The following is a 16,952-nucleotide window of genomic DNA, read 5'->3' on the forward strand; positions in this document are numbered from 1 at the left end:
ACGTGAAACAACTTGTGATAATTTAATAAGAATAACGATTCGTAATTTTTTAATTAGTAATTAAACAAGTTCCACGTGGAACAATTAAACAGAATTGCAAGAACGATTAAAAACCGTAATTCGTAATTCGTAATTCGTAATTGAATATGTTTCTAGAAGAATATGATGTTATAGTGGTTGGTGCAGGTCATGCTGGTTGTGAAGCCGCAGCAGCTTCGGCAAACTTAGGTTGCTCTACCCTATTGGTTACAATGAGTTTGCAAAACATCGCGCAAATGTCTTGTAATCCTGCTATGGGCGGAATTGCCAAAGGTCAAATAGTTCGTGAAATTGATGCGCTTGGTGGTTATTCAGGAATTGTTTCTGATAAAACCGCCATTCAATTTAAGATGCTTAACAAGTCGAAAGGACCAGCGATGTGGTCACCAAGAGTTCAAAGTGACCGCATGCGTTTTTCGGAAGAATGGCGATTGATGCTTGAAGGAACGCCTAATCTTGATTTTTATCAAGAAATGGTTTCTGGAATGGTTATAGAAAACAATAAAGTTTTGGGTATTAAAACCTCTTTGGGTTTAACCATTCGTGGTAAATCGGTTGTGTTGACTAATGGAACTTTTTTGAATGGATTGATTCATATCGGTGACAAACAATTTGGTGGTGGTCGTGCTGGAGAAAGTGCCGCTTACGGAATTACCGAAGATTTAGTTAAAGCTGGTTTTGAATCTGGAAGAATGAAAACAGGAACGCCACCACGAGTTGATGGTCGTTCTCTTGATTATTCTAAAATGAATGTAGAAGCAGGTGATATAAATCCATCAAAATTTTCCTATTCTGATGTAACAAAACCATTGACCCATCAGAGAGATTGCCACATGACTTATACCTCACTTTTGGTTCATGATATATTGCGTGAAGGTTTCGAACGCTCGCCAATGTTCAACGGAAGAATTAAAAGTTTAGGTCCAAGATATTGCCCTTCTATCGAAGATAAAATAAATCGTTTTGCTGATAAAGACAGACATCAATTGTTTGTCGAGCCAGAAGGTTGGAATACTTGTGAAGTTTATGTGAATGGTTTTTCGACTTCTTTACCAGAAGATATTCAATTTAAAGCCTTGCGTTCGGTTGTTGGTTTCGAGAAAGTAAAATTCTTCAGAGCGGGATATGCTATCGAATATGATTACTTCCCTCCTACGCAATTGAAGCATACATTAGAAACAAAATTGGTTGAAGGGTTGTATTTTGCAGGTCAAATAAACGGAACAACTGGTTACGAAGAAGCAGCTTCTCAAGGTTTGATGGCTGGAATAAATGCGGCACTCAAGGTGAAAGAACAAGAACCTTTAATCTTAAAACGTGACGAAGCTTATATTGGAGTTTTGATAGATGATTTAATCACTAAAGGAACTGAAGAACCGTATAGAATGTTTACTTCTCGTGCCGAATTCAGAACCTTATTGCGTCAGGATAATGCCGATTTTAGATTGACTCCTATGTCAAATAAAATAGGTTTGGCTTCTGATGCTCGTTTGAAACGAATGGAACACAAGCTGAACGAATCAGAAAAAATGGTAGCTTTCTTCAAAGAAACTAGTATTACTCCAGCTGAAGCAAATCCAGTTTTAATTGTGAAAGAAACTGCCGAAGTAAATCAGACTGATAAGATTTTTAAAATTCTATCTCGTCCGCAAATTGAGTTGGCTGATGTTTTAAAATTTAATAATGTGGCAGAATATGTTGCCAATCATGATTTAGATCAAGAGATATTAGAACAAGCAGAAATTCAAGTCAAGTATTCAGGTTATATAGATAAAGAAAGAGCAAATGCTGAAAAACAAACCCGTCTAGAAGATTTAAAAATACCGGAAAGTTTCGATTACCATCAAATAAAATCAATGTCTATAGAAGCCAAACAGAAATTATCTAAAATAAGACCAGTTACCATTTCTCAAGCTTCAAGAATTTCTGGAGTTTCGCCAAGTGATATTTCGGTGTTGTTGGTTTTCCTTGGAAGATAAAATTATTTAGAAATTAGGATTTTTGATTTAGGAGTTTTCGAATCCTTAATCAAAAATCCTAATTCCTTAATCAAATTGTTCCACGTGAAACGTAAGCTAATTTTTAAATCTTAAATCAAAAATCGTTAATCTACATTAAAAAATCAAATGAATTTTTCAACAAATCAAATTTTTATCAAAGTAAAAGACAATTCAGTCTCAAAAGAAAGTTTTGAGTTGCTTCTTGATGAAGAATTACAATTATTAAAAACTCATCCACAACCATCGTTAGATCGTCTTCCAAAATATTACGAAAGCGAAGATTATATTTCACATACCGACGGAAAACGTTCTTTGTTCGAAAAAGTATATCAGATTATTAAAAGCTACTCTTTAAACAAAAAAGTAAGTTTAATTAATTCTCTACATTCACAAAAAGGGAATCTATTAGATATTGGCGCTGGAACAGGAGATTTTTTAGCCACAGCAAAAAAAGCAGGTTGGCATACTACAGGAATCGAACCAAATGAAAAAGCAAAAACAATTTCAATTTCTAAAGGAGTTTCTTTTGCAGAAAATCTAGAAAATATTGCATCTCATTCTTTCGATGTGATTACCATGTGGCATGTTCTGGAACACGTTCCTGATTTAGAAAATCAAATTAAAACATTAAAAAGATTAGTAAAACCAAATGGTACAATAATTATTGCCGTACCAAATTACAAATCATTTGATGCAAAATATTACGCAGAATTTTGGGCCGCTTATGATGTGCCAAGACATTTGTGGCATTTCTCTAAAATTGCGATAGAAAAATTATTTGCTAAAGAAAATATGAAATCGATAAAAATCCTTCCTATGATTTTTGATAGTTTTTATGTGTCGCTTTTATCAGAAAAATACAAAAATGGGAAAATGAATTTTATCAAAGCATTTTATATTGGTTTGAAGTCAAATCTTAAAGCGAAGCAAAATTTAGAGTATTCTTCTCATATTTACGTAATAAAAAACAGCTAAAAACTATTTTAAGCGCTTTTTAGAGACGTTTTTGTTTAAAAACATATAAATCCATTCAAAAAAATAGAAATTATCTTAAAACGAATCTAGAAAAGCGTGTTTTAATAACGAAAAACTATCTTTAAAAACGATAGTATAAGATTTTATTATTGTTAAGATTTCATGTATTTTCATTCAAATAATCAATTTTCTAAACAACAATTTTCCACATTCCAAAAAAAGATTACTTTTACCAAAATTTAAAAATCTAACTAAAAAATAAAAATGAAAAAAATCGTATTATTAGTAGCTATATCAATGTCAATTATTTCTTGTAACAAAACTCCAGAAGCAAAAGAATATAAAACAGCATATATAGACACTCAAAAAATGATGGAAGATTATACTGAAGCCAAAGAGTTGGATGAAAAGTATAAAACCAAACAAGAAGTTATGGGGCGTGAACTTGAAGTAGCTGCAAAAAATTTAAAAGCAGAAATGGATGGTTTTCAGCAAAATGCACAAGCAAAAGGGCAAGTATGGGCACAACAAAAAGGTTCTCAATTGCAACAAAGACAACAACAATTACAATATGCGCAACAAGCAATGGCACAACAATTGCAACAAGAAAGTGGAAAAGAAATGGACACTTTAGTAAAATCTGTAAAACAACTTATAAAAGATTACGGTAAACAAAAAGGATACGATTATATTTATGGTACTGGAGATGCAGCGACTGTTTTATATGCTAAAGACAGTTACGATATTACAAAAGATGTCGTTAAAATGATTAACGATAAATATGCTGCAAAACCTAAAACAGAAGAAAAAGCAACACAGAAAAAATAATTTTTTTTAAACAATATTAAGAACCTCCATCTTTAATTAGTTGGAGGTTTTTTTGACTCAGATAAAATGCAAACCTCTTTTATATTTAAAGGTATTGATTTTTTAAAAATCTGTTTAATCCGTGTTATCTGCGTGCTATTTTTATTTTTATAATTTTAAAAGAGAGAATCCACTATTCATTTTCCAGTCAATATATAAACATTAAAATAAATTCAATATTTTTGCCTAATATATACAAGCCAAAATGGAAAATATCTCAGCCGAAGCCAATTACACCTTACAATTCATCAATCAAACCCAGCGCAATATCTTTCTTACAGGAAAAGCGGGTACGGGTAAAACAACACTTTTACGAGAAATTATACAAACCACACACAAAAATTGTGTTGTAGTGGCGCCCACAGGAATTGCGGCACTAAATGCTGGTGGCGTTACAATTCATTCGATGTTTCAATTGCCTTTTGGCGGATTTATTCCAGACAATAGTGCGCCACAATTTTCAGATTTTGTAAAATTTGAAAGCAAAAACACTTTAGCTATACACTTCAAAATGAGTGGTTTAAAAAAATCAGTCATCAAAAATATGGAACTGCTTATTATCGACGAAGTGAGTATGCTTCGTGCCGATTTGCTCGACGGAATCGATTTTATGTTGCAATCTATTCGTAAGAAAAAAATCGCTTTTGGCGGTGTTCAAGTACTTTTTATTGGCGATTTATTACAATTGCCACCCATAATTCGTGATGAAGAATGGAAAGTACTGCGTTCTTATTACAAAGGAAAATTCTTTTTCCATTCGCATGTAATACAGCAAAATCCGCCATTGTATATAGAGCTGTCTAAGATTTTCCGTCAAACCGATGACAAATTTATTTCAGTTCTTAACAATTTGAGAAATAATACAATTTCTAAGGAAGATATCATCACTTTAAACAAATATGTAAAACCTGATTTCGATCTAAAAGCAAACAAAGGTTATATTACACTAACCACGCACAATGCAAAAGCAGATAATATAAATGCTCAGGCTCTAGAAGATTTAAGCGGAAAATTATTTAAATTCAAACCTGAAATTGTTGGAGATTTTCCAGACAAAATTTATCCAGTAGATGAACATTTACAACTAAAAGTAGGTGCTCAAATCATGTTTATAAAAAACGATTTGGCTTTTGAAAAACGCTATTTTAATGGAAAAATGGGAATCATCAAATCATTATCGGAAGCAGAAATAGTAGTACATTTTCCAGAAGAAAACACCACAATTGAGGTTGAAAAATATGAATGGCAAAACATTCGGTATTCCGTAAACGAAAACACAAAAGAAATTGAAGAAGAAACCTTAGGAACCTTTGTTCACTATCCTATTAAGTTGGCGTGGGCCATTACGGTGCACAAAAGCCAAGGATTAACTTTTGATAAAGCGGCGCTCGATGTATCGCAAGTTTTTCAACCAGGACAAGCCTATGTGGCATTATCGCGTTTGCGTTCGTTAGAAGGTCTGGTTTTGCTTTCTCCGCTACAAATGAATGGAATTTCGAACGACCAAGATGTGATGGATTATGCCGAAAATAAAGCATCGGAAGAAAAACTATCTAAAGCATTGCAACAAGAAACTAAAAAATTCTTGCACAATTTTCTAAAATCGACTTTCGATTGGGCAGATTTGGCGCAAGAATGGCGCAATCATCAATACAGTTATAACGAAAAAGGAGAATCTTCAACAAAATCGAAACAATCGCTTTGGGCTAAAAAACAAACGGATACAATTACCGAAATTCAGGAACCAGCCAGAAAATTCTTGAGCCAGATAGACAAGCTTTTTAATACAGAACCTTTTGATATTCATTTTGTTAAAGAAAGAATCGATGCCGCTTACAATTATTTCTTTGCACAAATGGACAGTATTCTTTACGATGTTTTATGGAAAATAGAAGAAGTAAAACGCATCAAAAAAGCAAAAACATTGTTCGATGAATTATCGGTTTTAGAAGAAGTTCAGATTAAAGCTGTTTTCAGATTAATGAAAGCCAAATTGCTTGTAAAAACAATTGCTTCGGGCGAGGTGATTTCTAAAGAAAATTTAACTTCTACCGAAATCAAAACATACAAAACCAATAAGATAGATTTTATTCACGAAGAATTCAAAAGATTAAACATCACACTAATTGATGATGATCTCGACGTGGAACGTTACGCAAAAAAGAAAAAAGAAGTTAAGGAAGCTAAAAAATCGACAGTGCAAGAAACTTACGAATTGTGGCTAGAAAAAAATTCTATTAAAGAAATTGCTTCCATTAGAAAACTCACCCCACAAACCATTGGCGGACATTTTGCTAAGCTTATAGAATCTGGAACTGTCGCCATTACTGATGTTTTGCCTGAAGACAAAATCGCAGCTTTAGCCGAAGCTTTTTTTGGTTACAAAGAAGAAACTCTAAACCCGCTGAAAGAAAAATACGGCGACGAATTTACTTGGGACGAGCTAAAAATGTATAAATCGAGCTTGAATGCGGGTTAAGGCTTAATGATGTTGTGAGTTTAGAAGCACGAAACCGTCTAATTTTTTTACATTATCAATTGAAATAAGTTACCAAAAAAACAATACTTAAATACGCCCAAAGTGACGAAAATATTATGTGCATTAGTGTTTCAAACCCCTTTCCTTTCCATAATTCAGTAGAGTAACCAAAGAATTGAATAAATAATCTAAAAGCCCAGAATATACCAAGTCCAAGCGATATTTTTTTACCAAAACTAGTTTCAACTAATTCGTTTGAAGATGTTAAGCAAAGCAAACCCATAAGAAATACTGTTAATGCAATAAAAAATGTATGCACCGCCATCAGTTGACGATTAATTAAACTTAAAGATTTAAGTTCTTCGTCCCAGTTAAAATACTTTGGAAAGGCAACATGAACCAATGCCAAAACTATTAATAGAGCTCCAATTATTTTAAAGTGTATTTCCATTTTTTTAATTTAAGGTGTACAAGTGAAGATAGACATGAATGGTGTAAACTTAGTTTCTTGAAAAGTAACAAAGCCAGCTTGTTCAAAAGCATTTTTCCATGTAGAACGAGAAAAAAAGTGAGTAAATCCAATGGAGAACGCTAAAAAATTAGGAAAATCCCTTAAGTGTTCAATCATAATTACTTTTCCATCTGGTTTACAAATCCGATGACACTCTTTTAAAAACTGTACTTTTTCATGGTGTAATCTTATTTCATGTGCAGCTGACAAAAGAAAGATAATATCTACCGATTTGTCTTTTACAGGTATTAAATTAGATTTTATTTGCTGTGTATCAGGATAGATTAAACTTACTTTCCGCGCTCTTATAATTGCTGGTTCTGTATGTTGTTTAGCATTATAAAAATCAAATACTTTTAAATCAGATTTAGGAAAATGATTTTTAATAATAAAGCTTGTTTCATCAAAACCAGCGTTAATATTAAGTATTTGATTTGTACTTGAATCTGCAACTTGGCAATTTTTCAACCAGTGAAAATCATAATACCCTGAAAAGTCATAGACATAAGCAGATATTATTAAAGGCATTATCAAACCATAAATAAAAGACGCTACAATTAACCAAAATAAAAAATCCGACCACCTAATTAAACCATGGCTTATTATTATTAGAGCTAAAACCGCTAGACCTACTACATAAAAGTGTCGGTTGAAACTTAAAATATTTAATACTCCTTGAAATGGTTTTCTTTTTATTTCCATTGTTCAATTTTACCTTTTTTCCAATAATATGGAATATTTTTAATTATAAAAGCATTTGCTAAGACAGGGTTTTCAAGCTTAAGCGACTTTAAAAAATCGAAATTATAGTCAATTACTTTTACAGGATTTGCCACCCAGTTTTGTCTCACCCCTTCAATGATTAAAACCTCTTTGGTTTCATTGTTATAAGTAAACGTAAAGGGCAAAGGGCCAGCAAATCTTCTTGCTTCTTTCCAGTCTGTGAAAGGTGAATGTTTAGGTAATGAAATTTCTTCTTCCGTTTTGTCTATTGTAATTTTGAATTTTGAATTTATTGAGGATATTTCTTTTAAATTTTTATTTTCAAATTGCTTGATGTCTGTTGTGGTGTAGTTGTAATGAGTAAATATGTTCCCCATAAACGCCATCTTTTTTTTGTCTGTTTCTGATTTTAAAATATATAAACCACGCAGACTTTTTCCAGCATTATTTGTGTAGCGAACAAATACACGATAACCTATCAGAAAAAAGTCATTCCCCATAAATTTAGGAAAACCTTTTGGTCGTAAGTCTTTTGTCTGAACCATAGCTACTGCTACGAAAGCCCATTTATCTTGAAATGTGTCGAGATGCAAACATTCTGGAATAAGGTTTTGTAATTGTTCTTTTGGAACTGCAAATGTCAAAACAAGCGAACTTTCAAAATATGCTTCAACGGCAAATGGATGATTTTTAAAAAATGACAGCATTGTTTTAATTGATTTGTTTTCTGTTTAGGTAAAATTCCTTGAAATAAATAACTAAAATTAATAGAAATGCAAAGAGTGAATTTAATTTTCCCCAAAGTAATAAATCGGGTACAAGGATAAATTCAATTATGTTCATAGTTGCTATTATTAAAATTTGGACAATTGTATTTAACCTTGTTTTATAGCCACTTATAATCCATATTGCCATAATAATTTCTGAAAATCCAATTAGAATTGTCAACTGTCTAGAATAGTGATTACCTAAAATTTTCGCAACGATTTGTTCGTGTCTAGGAACAAGATTTAGAACCTTACAAAAAAGTCCGTTTGCAATCCAAATTATTGCAATACAATAGGTTAATGTTTTATAAATTTTAGTATTTGTCATTGAATTAAAAAAACTTTTCTATATTTAAATTTGAAATATTTGTCAATCTATACAGGCAAGGATTTTAAATCCCTGCTATTGGGTTTTGAATGCCGTTTGATTTTATAAATTAAGCAGCAACTCTTTGTAAAATTATTTTGCAAGCAATATCCGAAGTTACTTCTACATTATGGCCTATAAACAAAGGAATTGATAAATAATTTCCAGGAACAAGATTGTGTGATTCCTCCCCTATTGTAATTGTACAAGTGCCTTCCACTATTAAAAAATGTTCGTATTCTTTATCGTGAACTTCAATAGGAGCGCCATGTTTTAACCAAACGATAAGGGTTGTTGCTTCATCACTAGCGCTAATAATTTTAGCATCTATTGTTTCATAATCATCAGAAACCTGCATATTGTATCTGTTAAGCCATGGTTCAAAATCATCAATAGTGCTATTTTTGCTAAGTAAAGGCGCAATTGTATATTCTTCACCATTTTTTAAACGCTCGGTATAGTCAATAGTAGCCATCACCATTGCTTTTGTAGCTGGTGAAATTTCTGGAGAAAAAGCTTCAGAAGTTATTTGAAGTGCTTCAGAAATAGCATCTATTTCTTTTTTTACTTCAATATTTTCTTCTGCTAACTTAGTAATCTCAATATTTTCTTCATCAGTAGTCATGCCTAACACATACAACTCTAGTATTCCTGAATTTATATAATCCTGTATAGTATTCATTTTATCTTAATTCTATTTTATCTTTTAATTGCCCTCTCAAAATTAGAAGTGCTTTTCGTATTCTTGTTTTTACCGTACCTACAGGAATATTTAGTTCTTTACTTATTTCTTCTTGTGTATATCCTTTATAATATGAGAGTTCTATAAGGATCAAATGTTCTGGTTTTAGTTTTTCAACGACCTTTTTCAACCCAATTGTATCTAAAGAATCTTCACCAGTGGTAAGATTATTTAATTTATATACATTTAGCTCCGTGTTTTGGATTTTGTTTTTATTGTCTTTAGATCTTTTGAAGTCAATGCTCATATTTCGCGAAATATTAAGCATCCAAGTAAAAAGTCTTCCCTTTGAGATGTCGTAACTATGAAAATTATCCCAAATTTTTAAAAATGTTTTTTGTAAAATATCTTCAGACTCTTCTACATCTTGAATAATATTATTAATCACACTAAATATTGCTTTAGCGTAATTGTCATATAAATAAGCAAATGCCTTTTTATCTCGATTTTTTATTAAAATCACTAAATCATCATGATTATATTGGATTTTTTCTCTCAAAGTTGTGTTGTGTTAATTAATTTTGCACACTTATTTTTTTTAAATCTTATTTAACTCAACCAATAAACGCCCATCACCGCAGGAATGAAATAAATAACAATGGTTCTGGCTCCGTCGTAATCTTTTGCTATTCTTTGTCCAAAAAGTAACATAAGTAAAGTAACGCAAGATAAGCAAGCACCGTATTTGCCAAAAGTGGTTCCCCCGCTTATGGACATTTCGATCATACCTACAATGCATAAAATTCCCGTGAGGATTTCTAAAGCTAACAATATTTTAAGAGAGAGGGGTACTTTGTTAGCAAAGATAGTTCCTGAGAAATGCTCTGTGAGCCAAGACACATTTCCGTTCCAGTCTGTATATTTATCATATCCTGATTGCAGGAAAGTAATGGCTAGAAAAAATAATACAAAAAGTGAGGCAAGGTTTTCCATAGGTTTATTTTTTATGAATTAATCGGGTTAGTTTTATAGACAAATCGGTTAAGATTATTTTAGCATTTCCGTTGCGTTCTATGTGATAAATTGCCTCAGAAATTTCTTTAAATATATCATTTATATTGTTTCCGTTTACAAACGGGGCAAATTTTTCGAAACTAAACTTTTCGACAGTTGTTTCTAGATAAACTAGTTTTTCGGTTTCGTAATTTAATAATAAAGCCTGGCGAAACATTTCGATGCAAAAATGCAAGAATTTCTTTTGTGTTTCACGTCCCAAGCTAGCAATTTGCTCACTCCAAAGGATTAAATCCTGAATAGCCGCCGCATTTCCTTTGGCTCTAAAAGCGGCACGAACCCAAGTTACAAACCATTCTTCAAAAGGCAAATCTTCATTTATTTCGTGGCAAAATTGCAAAGCTTTATTGTAATTTCCTTGCGATTTGTGTGCGATTTTTTGTGCTTTTTTTTGTTCTATATTTTCAGAATCAATTAGTGATTGGGTAATAGCATTTTCGCTCAAAGCTGAAAAATGTAATACTTGGCATCGGGAACGAATGGTTTGTATGATATCTTCTTCGTTTTCAGTAATGAGTATAAATAGCGTTTTGTCGGTTGGTTCCTCGAGTAGTTTTAGTAATTTGTTAGAAGCGGCAATATTCATTTTGTCGGCCATCCAAACAATTATGATTTTATAGCCGCCTTCATAGGATTTTAGCGAAAGCGATTTTAGAATTTCTTGAGCATCTTCTACCCTAATCTCACCTTGTTTGTTTTTTACATCAAGAATATTGTACCAATCGAAAATGCTTCCGTAGGGTTTTTCTAATAAAAATTTCCGCCAATCTGTTAGAAAATCTAAGCTTTTAGGTTTTGTTTTTACTTCATCGGTAGTTACTGTTGGATACACAAAATGCAAATCTGGATGCGAAAAATGTTCGAATTTTAAGTTACAACTTTCGTTTCCGCCAGCGTTTTCATTCCCAATATTATTGCACAAAATATATTGTGCATAAGCAATGGCAGTGAGCAAAACTCCCGATCCCTCTGGACCAACAAACAATTGCGCATGCGGAATTCGACTAGCAGATGCGCTTTGTAATAAATGGTTTTTTAGATGTTCGTGACTTATTATTTTGTTAAATTTCATGTTACAAATATAAGTTATTACGATAAATTTATCAATATGATTGTTATTACAAGAGAATTTTGAATATCTTTATACAAGATTAGATAAAACATTGATGATTTTTCATTAAACAAGATTTAAATTTATATAAAATATTTTTTTCGCAATAAAAACACCTCAATATTAGGAAGTTATAATAAAAAAAGAATATTTTTGTATCGGCTAAAATGTAAAAAATACCGACAAAAGACATAATATTAAAATAAAATAGTATAATTTTAGGTTTTAAATATTTTTTGGCACGCTTTTAGCAAGGTAATTTAAAAACGAAAATGTATTTAAATTTATACATCATTTAAATTTTAAAAACAAGTAAATTTAATTTTTTTTATTAAAAAGTTATTAGAATCTTGCAAATTAAATTTAAGGGTGTGTTTTGGGGACATTTTAAAACTTAAATTATTAAAATATAAACAAATTATCATGAAGAAAATTATCTTTTTTAGCTTATTATTATTTGCAGTAAGTAATGTAAATGCGCAAAAAACAAATAAAGCTGTAGGTATTATTAGTACAGGGGCTGCGGTCAAAAAATTCTATGAGAAAAGCGAATTAGAAACAATGCAAAAAGGGCAGTTATTGGAATTGTACATAGAGCGAATTAAGGTTCTTGTAAATACTTTGCCTTATATAGCACTAACAACAAAAGCTGGTGTAACTATGCAAGATGTTGGAGTTCCTGATAATGTGGAAAATAATAAAGCCTTAACTTTGCAAAAACAAAATACAGAAACGTTCTTAAATTCTACAGTAGATTTTCAAAGAACGATGACTCCTTACGCAGACAAAGGAAATTTAGTGAGTTCAATATTGTACTATGAGTCAATGTTGAAAGAGCTAAGCCAAATAAATGAATAATTATCCCAAATAATTAACTTTAATCCCTACAACATGAAAAATCTAGTACAAATTAAATTGATGTTGCTTTTTGTGGTTTTTTCCGCAAGTGCACAACAAGAAAAAGGTATAATTGGAACCAGTAACTGGTTAAGCAATTGGACGGAGTTTAAGCCAGCAAAAGTTGAGTATAACGAAACAAATCAAATTTTGTATGGAAAAATAACAACAAATACAACTTTGTACAAAAAGAATACATATCTTTTACAAGGGCCTGTTTATGTAACCAATAATGCAGTACTTACCATCGAGCCAGGAACTGTTATTAAAGGAGATTATGAGACAAATGGTGCTTTAATTATTACTAAAGGATCTCAGATTTTGGCCAATGGCTTAGAGACAGATCCAATTGTATTTACTTCTAATAGACAAGTTAAAAAAGGTGGTGATTGGGGGGGATTAGTTATTCTTGGTGATGCACCTGTAAATAAATTTGGAGGTTCTTCTTCTTTAAATTTTGAATTAGATCCAAGCCAAACTATTTATGGTGGTGTAAATTCACAAAGTAACTCTGGAGTTTTAAGGTTTTTAAGAATAGAATTTGCAGGGAAGAAGATAAAAGGATTTAAAGATTATAACGCTTTATCTTTAGCAAGTGTTGGGAATAAAACAGTTATCGAAAACGTAATGTGTAGTTTTTCTGAGGGAAATTCTTTTGAAATTTTAGGAGGAGATGTAGTCGTTAATAAATTAGTTTCATTAAGATCTAATGGAGATGATTTTAAGTTTACACAAGGAGTGCAATGCAAAATGGATAATTCTATTGCTATTAGACACTCGCTTTATTCTTCATCTACAAGATCAAGATGTATGAATATAGTCTCTTACGAGAAAAGAGAAGAAGCTGATTTATCTAAAAACATGACAAATGTTGTTGCAACAAACTGCACACTTGTAAACACAACAGAAAACCTAAGTAGTGATATAGCAAGTGGATTAGTAAAAGAAGCTATTTTTATAGGAAATAGCGCGTCATTTGCAATCAAAAGAAGTGTAATATCGGGTTTTAATCCAGCTGCAATTCTTGCTCAAGATGTAAAATTAGAGGCAAGTACATTTAAGAAAATTAAATTTGAAGAAACATATTTTAATAATTGTAAAGGAAATATTTTTGTTGAAAACTCAACAAATAATGAAGACCTAGAAGATTATTATGGTAACAATTCATTTTTTAACCTGTATCAAAATACAGCCAATACGGAGATGTTTTTAGATATCTATAATACTAAAAATAATCCTGATTTTAGAATAAAAATAAGTAAAATTACCGCATCAAATTCTAAATAAAGAATTAAATATATACGGTTTCAATAAATCCATTAAGAGATAAATTCTTTTAATGGATTTATTGAATTTTATTAAATTCTGATTAAAAAAGATTGTATTTTGTAGGTTATTTATGTATTTTTTTAAAATAAAGCTGTTATGAAAAATAAAATTACTCCTCTTATAAGTAAGTATATATACGTTTTTGTATTATTGGCGTTTTTTTCTCCAATAACAGTTTCTGCACAAGCAATTAGCGCAGTTACAAATGGATCTCCAGCTCATGGAGGGACTGTTTTTCAACGTTGTGATAGTAGTAATGGTACTTTTGCATATTGGTCTACATTTGCTATTTCAGGATCTTTTGGATCAGGAAACACATTTACATTACAGTTATCAGATTCTTCAGGATCATTTGGGACACCAACATTTTTATCTTCTTCCCCAACATTTTCTGGATCGACAGGAGAGTTTAGTTTTTTTCTTCCATCAACAACTTCAGGAACAGGATATAAGTTAAGAGTTATAAGTTCTAATCCAGTTGTTAGTTCTGTAAGTTCAGCTGTTCCTTCTTATAGTATAGTTTTTAATCAGAGTTTTTGGTTAAACAATCAAAATCAAAATGTAAGTATTTGCGGAGGAGGAAGTTTTACATTATCTGTAGATGCGAATACTGTTGCAGATCCCTCACCAATAATTTATCCGAATTTAAAATATAAATGGTTTAAAAATAATATTTTAGTTTCTGGTCAAACAGGTTCTACTTATATTATAAATTCATCAGGAACATATAGAGCAGAAGTTGATTATGGTGTTTGTTCTAATGTCGCTGTATCAAGAAATGTCGTAGTAAATATTGTGCCAGCAGGATCTACGTTTACCATTACATCAAGCGGAGGTAATACTGTTTGTCCTCCAACTGCAAATACACTTAGTGTCCCAGGAGGATATGCTTATCAATGGTTTAAAGATAACGTTGCAATACCTGGAGCAACAGCTTTTAATTATCCAGCAACACAACCAGGAGATTATTATGTCGTGGTTAATCAAGGAAGTTGCTCTTCAACATCAAACACTGTTAATTTATCAGTTGTAGGTTTCTCTGCAAGTATAGATGTGTTAGAGTCTCCCGCAATAAATAATGTTCCAGCTGGAGAAATAAAAACAATAACCATAACTACAAATGCTGCAAGTCCTACTTTCGAGTGGTATTTAAACGGTGTTTTAATTCCTAGTGCAACAACAGATACTTATAGCACTAATGTTATGGGTAATTATAAAGCAATAGTTAAGCAAACAGTGGGATGTTTAGTAAATAAAGAGTTTTTGTTTCAGCTTAAAGAAGGAGTAAATCCTGTAAAAATTCCAAATCTTATTAGCCCAAATGCTGATGGAGATAATGATACATGGGAAATACCTCAGGAATATATAAATGCAAATACCGAAGTTATGATAGTTAGTGCTACAGGAGAAATTGCATTACAAACAACGAATTATGATAATAAATGGCCACAAACGGCATTGAATTTTAAATCGGTAAATCCCGTATATTACTACATCATATCTAAGGATGGAAGCCCAATAAAAAAAGGGTCAATTACAATTATAAAATAATATGAGAAAAGAATTTATAAGCTTATTACTGATTTTAGGATTCATTTTACCAAACCATGCACAAGAAGGAGGCGTAGTTTCGTTTGATGTACCAGCTAAAAATTCATTAAAATTTAATAAATTCTTAATAAATCCTACATTTAGTTATGTTCGCGAAGATGAATCATTTATTAGTATGTATACTAAAAGACAATTTTCAGGATTCGAGAACGCACCTCAAGCTTATTTTGCTAGTTATTCAGGTAAGTTTAGAGATAATAACAGTATTGCATTTGGAGCATTCCAAAGAAATTATGGAGTCTTAACAACATTCGGATTAGTAGGTAACTTTGTTAGAAATGTAGAGATATCAAATGAGAGTAATTTTGCTTTTGGATTAAATCTAGCTTATGTGAATAGTGGTTTAAATACAGGAAAAATTGTAACAAACACAACAGATCAAGCAATTCAAAATATACCTAAAAACTCATTAGTTACTATAAATCCTGGAATAAATTATAGTACAGGTTTAATGGATTTTGGGGTTTCAGCAAATAATATTTTCTTTTATAATTTCGGTGGGGGATTAGTTGCAGAGGATCCAGCAAAAGCGTTTGAAGGTCATATTATGTACACAGGTTATATGACTAATCCAGGATTTTTTGAAAACGGAAAATTCTCCGTTTTAGTAAGAGGTGAGTCAGCAAAAGAGAAAACAATTTTTTCTAGTATTTTACTCATTAATGCACCAAAAGCAGGTTGGGTACAAGCAGGGTACAACAGTCTTTACGGTATTTCAGCAGGTATAGGACTTACAGTCGCAAAAAAATTATCGATAGGTTATAATATAGAAAAAGGAACAGGCAATTTATCAAATTTTGGAATTTCACATGAAATTACATTAGCATATAAACTAAAAGGATATGGTGATTTTGAAGATTATCAACCAATAGTAAAAGCTACTAAAAAAACAAATCCAGGAACAAAAGCGGTAGCGGTTAAGAGAAAATCTCCAGCAGAACTGCAAAAAGAAAGAGCTGCTGCATTAGCTTTAAAAGTAGAACAAGACAAAGCAAGATTAGAAGCAGAACGCTTACGTAAAGAAAAAGAGTTGGCCGATGCTAAAGAAAAAGCAGAAGCATTAGCAGCTCTCAAAAAAGCAGAAGCAGATAGATTATTAGCATTGCAAGGCAAAGATAAAGCGGTTCTAGAAGCTGAAAGATTAAAAAAAGAAAAAGAAGCTGCAGATGCAAGGGCTAATGCCGCTAATGCCGCAAGATTAAAAGCAGAACTAGATAAAGCAAATGCATTGGCTGAATCTGAACGTTTGCGTAAAGAAAAAGCGGATGCCGATGCAAAAGCCAAAGCCGATGCAATCGCAAAAGCCAAAGAAGCTGCAGATAAATTGAAAGCAAACGATGCCAACGCCAAAGCCGAAGCAGAACGTTTACGTAAAGAAAAAGCTGATGCCGATGCAAAAGCTGCCGCTGATGCTGCTGCACAAGCAAAAGAAGCTGCGGATAAATTAAAATCTGAACAAGATAGAGCCAAAGCCGAAGCAGAACGTTTACGTAAAGAAAAAGCTGATGCCGATGCAAAAG

Annotated in this window: 16 protein-coding genes; 8 read left to right on the plus strand and 8 right to left on the minus strand. The window is 31.8% G+C overall.

The genetic code is table 11. From position 1 onward, the window contains the following. The first annotated feature begins 146 nt into the window (after positions 1-146). The 4 genes from mnmG to ABI549_RS07490 all read left to right on the plus strand — a co-directional run bounded on the left by mnmG (position 147) and on the right by ABI549_RS07490 (position 6,360). Positions 147-2,018, plus strand: a complete 1,872-nt coding sequence (mnmG, locus tag ABI549_RS07475; RefSeq protein ID WP_348075837.1) for a tRNA uridine-5-carboxymethylaminomethyl(34) synthesis enzyme MnmG — start codon at positions 147-149, stop codon at positions 2,016-2,018. A gap of 147 nt (positions 2,019-2,165) precedes the next feature. After that, positions 2,166-3,014 carry a class I SAM-dependent methyltransferase gene (locus ABI549_RS07480; protein WP_348075838.1) on the plus strand — a complete coding sequence of 283 codons (849 nt, stop codon included), beginning with the start codon at positions 2,166-2,168 and terminating at the stop codon, positions 3,012-3,014. 264 nt (positions 3,015-3,278) lie between these two features. After that, entirely contained in the window at positions 3,279-3,842 is a 564-nt protein-coding gene (locus ABI549_RS07485) for an OmpH family outer membrane protein (RefSeq protein ID WP_348075839.1), read from the plus strand. Positions 3,843-4,086: 244 nt separating this feature from the next. Beyond that, positions 4,087-6,360 carry a helix-turn-helix domain-containing protein gene (locus ABI549_RS07490; protein WP_348075840.1) on the plus strand — a complete coding sequence of 758 codons (2,274 nt, stop codon included), beginning with the start codon at positions 4,087-4,089 and terminating at the stop codon, positions 6,358-6,360. A gap of 55 nt (positions 6,361-6,415) precedes the next feature. On the opposite strand, the gene ABI549_RS07495 is transcribed toward ABI549_RS07490, so the two are convergent. The 8 genes from ABI549_RS07495 to ABI549_RS07530 form a co-directional block, all read right to left on the minus strand. Then, entirely contained in the window at positions 6,416-6,811 is a 396-nt protein-coding gene (locus tag ABI549_RS07495; protein WP_348075841.1) for a hypothetical protein, read from the minus strand. A 9-nt stretch (positions 6,812-6,820) separates the two neighbouring features. Continuing rightward, positions 6,821-7,573, minus strand: a complete 753-nt coding sequence (locus ABI549_RS07500; protein ID WP_348075842.1) for a methyltransferase domain-containing protein — start codon at positions 7,571-7,573, stop codon at positions 6,821-6,823. Then, positions 7,564-8,301 (minus strand): DUF2071 domain-containing protein, encoded by a 738-nt coding sequence (locus ABI549_RS07505; protein ID WP_348075843.1) that lies wholly within the window; start codon positions 8,299-8,301, stop codon positions 7,564-7,566. The genes ABI549_RS07500 and ABI549_RS07505 overlap by 10 nt, the downstream gene beginning before the upstream one ends. Positions 8,302-8,305: 4 nt before the next feature. Continuing rightward, on the minus strand, positions 8,306-8,689 hold the full coding sequence (locus ABI549_RS07510) for a DoxX-like family protein (RefSeq protein ID WP_348075844.1): 384 nt from the start codon (positions 8,687-8,689) through the stop codon (positions 8,306-8,308). Positions 8,690-8,798: 109 nt separating this feature from the next. Beyond that, positions 8,799-9,410 carry a cupin domain-containing protein gene (locus ABI549_RS07515; protein ID WP_348075845.1) on the minus strand — a complete coding sequence of 204 codons (612 nt, stop codon included), beginning with the start codon at positions 9,408-9,410 and terminating at the stop codon, positions 8,799-8,801. Position 9,411: 1 nt separating this feature from the next. Then, entirely contained in the window at positions 9,412-9,969 is a 558-nt protein-coding gene (locus ABI549_RS07520) for a sigma-70 family RNA polymerase sigma factor (RefSeq protein ID WP_348075846.1), read from the minus strand. 50 nt (positions 9,970-10,019) lie between these two features. After that, on the minus strand, positions 10,020-10,403 hold the full coding sequence (locus ABI549_RS07525) for a DoxX family protein (protein WP_348075847.1): 384 nt from the start codon (positions 10,401-10,403) through the stop codon (positions 10,020-10,022). A gap of 4 nt (positions 10,404-10,407) precedes the next feature. Further along, entirely contained in the window at positions 10,408-11,556 is a 1,149-nt protein-coding gene (locus ABI549_RS07530; protein WP_348075848.1) for a DNA polymerase III subunit delta', read from the minus strand. Between the two features lie 462 nt (positions 11,557-12,018). On the opposite strand from ABI549_RS07530, the gene ABI549_RS07535 reads away from it, so the two are divergent. From ABI549_RS07535 to ABI549_RS07550, 4 genes are all read left to right on the plus strand, one after another. After that, positions 12,019-12,453, plus strand: coding sequence for a hypothetical protein (locus ABI549_RS07535; RefSeq protein ID WP_348075849.1), 435 nt, complete (start codon positions 12,019-12,021; stop codon positions 12,451-12,453). 33 nt (positions 12,454-12,486) lie between these two features. Beyond that, positions 12,487-13,779: a hypothetical protein gene (locus ABI549_RS07540; RefSeq protein WP_348075850.1), complete on the plus strand. Its 1,293-nt coding sequence runs from the start codon at positions 12,487-12,489 to the stop codon at positions 13,777-13,779. A gap of 138 nt (positions 13,780-13,917) precedes the next feature. Next, positions 13,918-15,372, plus strand: coding sequence for a gliding motility-associated C-terminal domain-containing protein (locus tag ABI549_RS07545; RefSeq protein WP_348075851.1), 1,455 nt, complete (start codon positions 13,918-13,920; stop codon positions 15,370-15,372). A 1-nt stretch (position 15,373) separates the two neighbouring features. Then, positions 15,374-16,952 (plus strand): PorP/SprF family type IX secretion system membrane protein (locus ABI549_RS07550; protein WP_348075852.1); only part of this gene is annotated, 1,579 nt, incomplete at its 3' end.

Source organism: Flavobacterium sp., assembly GCF_039932285.1.
Taxonomy (GTDB): domain Bacteria; phylum Bacteroidota; class Bacteroidia; order Flavobacteriales; family Flavobacteriaceae; genus Flavobacterium.